This window comes from Candidatus Synechococcus spongiarum SH4, assembly GCF_000586015.1.
Taxonomy (GTDB): Bacteria; Cyanobacteriota; Cyanobacteriia; order PCC-6307; family Cyanobiaceae; genus Synechococcus_B; species Synechococcus_B spongiarum_F.
In genome coordinates this window covers 1-3,358 of record NZ_JENA01000182.1, presented here as the reverse complement: position 1 = coordinate 3,358, position 3,358 = coordinate 1, and the positions used below count along the sequence as shown (strand labels likewise).

Genomic DNA, 3,358 nt, shown 5'->3' with positions numbered 1-3,358 from the left:
TGGCGGCAGTGGATTGTGACCACCAGCCGCCGCCGGGCGGTGGAGGCGCTGCTGTGTACCCGGCCCTTCCAACCCCTGGGGTCCGCCTTTTGCGGCTGGATTTGTGGCGAGGACGTGACCCGCAAGAAACCCGACCCCCAGGCCTATGCCATGGCCTTGCGCCAATCGGGTCTGGCCCCTCATCAGGTGGTGGTCCTTGAGGATTCCCCCCATGGCCTGGAGGCGGCCCGCCGGGCCGGGCTACGGTGCCTGGCGACCCCAAGCCGTGGTACGGGGGATCGGGGATTGACCGGGGCCGCGGCAGTGGTGGACCATCTGGGTGACGGGCCGCAACAACCCGCTACTGTTTTGACAGGACCTGCCCTGGGGTCCCAGCCCCACGTGGATCTTGCCTACCTGGAAGGGCTCCTGCATCTGCAGGGAAGCCCGTCCCCCGTCCGCCCCGCCCCGCCCGGACCCTGAGCTCACAACACACCCGTCTTCAGAGTGCTTCCGCCGGTGTTGGTCGCTGGCTTCTGGACCTGCTGGAGACCCCATGGCGGCGCCGGGTGGTCTTGATTCTCGGCCTCACCGGCGGCTTTTTCCTCGGCCAACTGGGGATTCCCTTGTTGTCGAAGCTTCCCCTGATCGGTGACAGCGACCTGGGGGCCTTACTGGTGCTGGCGGCGGCCGAAGTTCTGGTGCGGCTCCGCAGCCTGGAGGTTGCTGTCGCCCCCCCTTCCCTGCTGCGGCACACTGTGGACAACATCCGCATCGGCCTCGTCTTCTCGGTTGTGCTGGAGGCGTTCAAGTTGGGATCCTGAGTGGTGTCCATGTCCTGCCCGGGGCCGATGCTCCCGCCACCGTTCCAGGTTGATGACCGCCTCACCCTGCGGACGGTGCTGGACGCGCCGGCCCAGCGGCGGCGCCTGGCCCGCCAGTTGGCCGGCCATGGCGGCTGGCGCGCCACCCTGGATCTGGAAGAAGGGGCGGTGACCCCCTGGCTGGATCAGCAGTTGGAGGCGCTGGGCACGGCCGCCGTTGTGGAGGCGCTGGCGGCGATCCCCACCATCCCGGTGTTCTCTGGGGATTGTGGATTCCCATGGCGCATCTCATGGGGAGGTTGCGGCAGACCCACCCCCTGCCCCGCATTGGCCTGACCGGTGTGCCGGGCGCCGGCAAAACCACCCTGGGCCTGGCCATGGCGGTGCTGGGCCGCGCCTACGGCTTTTCCCCCATTGTGGCCTCCATTGACGACTACTACCTGCCCCTGCCCATCCGAGCCGAGGCCATGGCCGCCAATCCCTTCGCCATTGATCGCGGTCCCCCCGGCAGCCATGACCTGATCTGGCTGAACCGCTCCCTGGACGACTTCGCCGCCAGAGGCCGTTGTTCTATTCCCCGTTTCGATAAGGGCCTGGCCGGGGGGCGGGGGGACCGCAGCGGCCATGGGGAGCATAGGGGAGATGTCTTTCTGCTGGAGGGCTGGATGGTGGGGGGCCGCCCCTTTCCGGTGGGGCCGGAGGATCCCCATCCCGGCGCCTCCGCCGCGGAGCAGGCCTGGTGTACCCGTTGCAGCCATATGCTGGCGGACTACACCGGCACATGGGAGCGGCTTCATGGGCTGGTGCTGGTGCTTCCTCAACAGTGGCGCCACAGCCTGCGCTGGCGGCTCCAGGCGGAGGCGCGGCAACGGCGCCGCGGCAAGGGGGCCCTCAGTGGGGTGCAACTGGAGCGGTTGCTGCGCTGTTTCTGGGCTTCGGTTCCACCCCATCGCGCCTTGCAACCTGCCCAGCCCCCTGGGGATGGAGCGCCGCCGGTGATGATGGTGGTCAGCCTGGACGGCCGGCGCCGGTTGGTGGACGTGGGGCTGCCCGGAACCGTCAGTTGGCCCGCACCGGCTCAGCTTTCCTCTTCTTCTTCATCCGCATCGTCCACGGGGTAGTGGAAGCCCTTGGCCCGCCCGCTGAGGACGGCTTTGCCCAGGGACATGGCCCGCTGGGCAGCCAGGTGCGCCTTGCGGTTCCACGTGGCGCGGCGCTGATTCCGCTTCCGGTTGGAGGTTTTCTTCTTGGGGACAGCCATTGGATTGCAGGGGCACAGGACCGTTAAGCTTCCATTCTTGCCATGGCCCGGGGCTACGTCAAACCATTGGGGGCGGGGATCTGGCTACAGTTGCCCCCAGAAGGGAACATTCCCTGGCAAATCAGAATCACGTCACCATGTTTGCGCCAGCCAGCCAGCCAGCCAGGGAGACGCTCAATTATAGCGGTCTTGTGGATGTCGTGCGCAATGGTCAGGCGCAGGAGTTGCTTTGGAATCGCGACCTGCGCAAGGTGCGAGTCACCTTACCGGACGGTCGCCAGAGCGTGGTGGACGTGTTCCCTGAGAATCCTGTGCTGATTCAGGAGGCGGAAGCTGCCGGGGTGCCCCTCGCCATTGAGGGCAAACGTCAGGACGAGGCCTGGGCCGCCGGGCTGCTGAGCAATCTGCTGCTGGTGCTGCTGATCCTGGCGGGCCTCGGCTTCCTGCTGCGCCGCTCCGCCAAGGCGGCCAACCGGGCCCTGGGCTTTGGCCGCAGCAAACCCCGCCTCCGCGCGGAGAACGACATCAAGATCTGTTTTGAGGACGTGGCCGGGATCAACGAAGCCAAGGATGAACTCCAGGAGGTGGTGGCCTTTCTCAAGCAGCCCGACCGGTTCATCAGCATTGGCGCCCGGATTCCCCGGGGGGTGCTGCTGGTGGGGCCGCCGGGAACCGGCAAAACCCTGTTGGCCCGCGCCGTGGCCGGAGAGGCGGGGGTGCAGTTCTTCTCCATCTCCGCCAGTGAATTTGTGGAGTTGTTTGTGGGGGTGGGGGCCAGTCGGGTGCGGGATCTGTTCCGTCAGGCCAAGGAGAAAGCCCCTTGCATTGTGTTTATTGACGAGATTGACGCCGTGGGCCGCCAGCGGGGCGCGGGCATCGGCCAGAGCAACGACGAGCGGGAGCAGACCCTCAACCAGTTGCTCACGGAAATGGACGGGTTTGAAGACAATTCCGGCGTCATCCTGCTGGCGGCCACCAACCGCCCCGACGTGCTGGATACGGCTCTACTGCGACCGGGGCGCTTTGATCGGCGGGTGCTGGTGGATCTGCCGGATCGCCGGGGACGGGAGGCCATTCTCAATGTCCATGCCCGCACCCGACCCATCAGCCCGGACGTGGACCTTTCCGCCTGGGCCCGTCGCACCCCCGGCTTCTCCGGCGCCGATCTGGCCAACCTGCTGAATGAAGCCGCCATTGTCACGGCCCGGGCCCAGAAGCAGTCCATCGAGAACAATCACATGATGGATGCCCTGGAACGGGTCACCATGGGCCTGCCCGCCGCTCCCCTCCAGGA

6 protein-coding genes are annotated in these 3,358 nt (G+C 66.9%); 5 read left to right on the top strand and 1 reads right to left on the bottom strand.

The features are described from left to right. From BG35_RS0107960 to BG35_RS0107945, 4 genes are all read left to right on the top strand, one after another. The coding region (locus BG35_RS0107960) for an HAD family hydrolase (RefSeq protein ID WP_025782407.1) at positions 1-462 on the top strand (462 nt) is incomplete at its 5' end. Positions 463-554: 92 nt separating this feature from the next. Continuing rightward, the gene (locus BG35_RS0107955) at positions 555-803 is read left to right on the top strand and encodes a DUF565 domain-containing protein (protein WP_161632573.1); all 249 of its coding nucleotides are present in this window, start codon (positions 555-557) and stop codon (positions 801-803) included. Positions 804-812: 9 nt separating this feature from the next. Continuing rightward, the gene (locus BG35_RS0107950; protein WP_152535236.1) at positions 813-1,139 is read left to right on the top strand and encodes a hypothetical protein; all 327 of its coding nucleotides are present in this window, start codon (positions 813-815) and stop codon (positions 1,137-1,139) included. Further along, positions 1,082-1,924: a hypothetical protein gene (locus BG35_RS0107945; protein ID WP_152535235.1), complete on the top strand. Its 843-nt coding sequence runs from the start codon at positions 1,082-1,084 to the stop codon at positions 1,922-1,924. The genes BG35_RS0107950 and BG35_RS0107945 overlap by 58 nt, the downstream gene beginning before the upstream one ends. Here the strand turns inward: BG35_RS0107945 and BG35_RS12205 are convergent. Then, entirely contained in the window at positions 1,882-2,064 is a 183-nt protein-coding gene (locus tag BG35_RS12205; protein ID WP_071994824.1) for a 50S ribosomal protein L32, read from the bottom strand. The genes BG35_RS0107945 and BG35_RS12205 overlap by 43 nt on opposite strands. A 137-nt stretch (positions 2,065-2,201) precedes the next feature. Here BG35_RS12205 and BG35_RS0107935 point away from each other — a divergent pair. Further along, the coding region (locus BG35_RS0107935; protein ID WP_025782403.1) for an ATP-dependent metallopeptidase FtsH/Yme1/Tma family protein at positions 2,202-3,358 on the top strand (1,157 nt) is incomplete at its 3' end.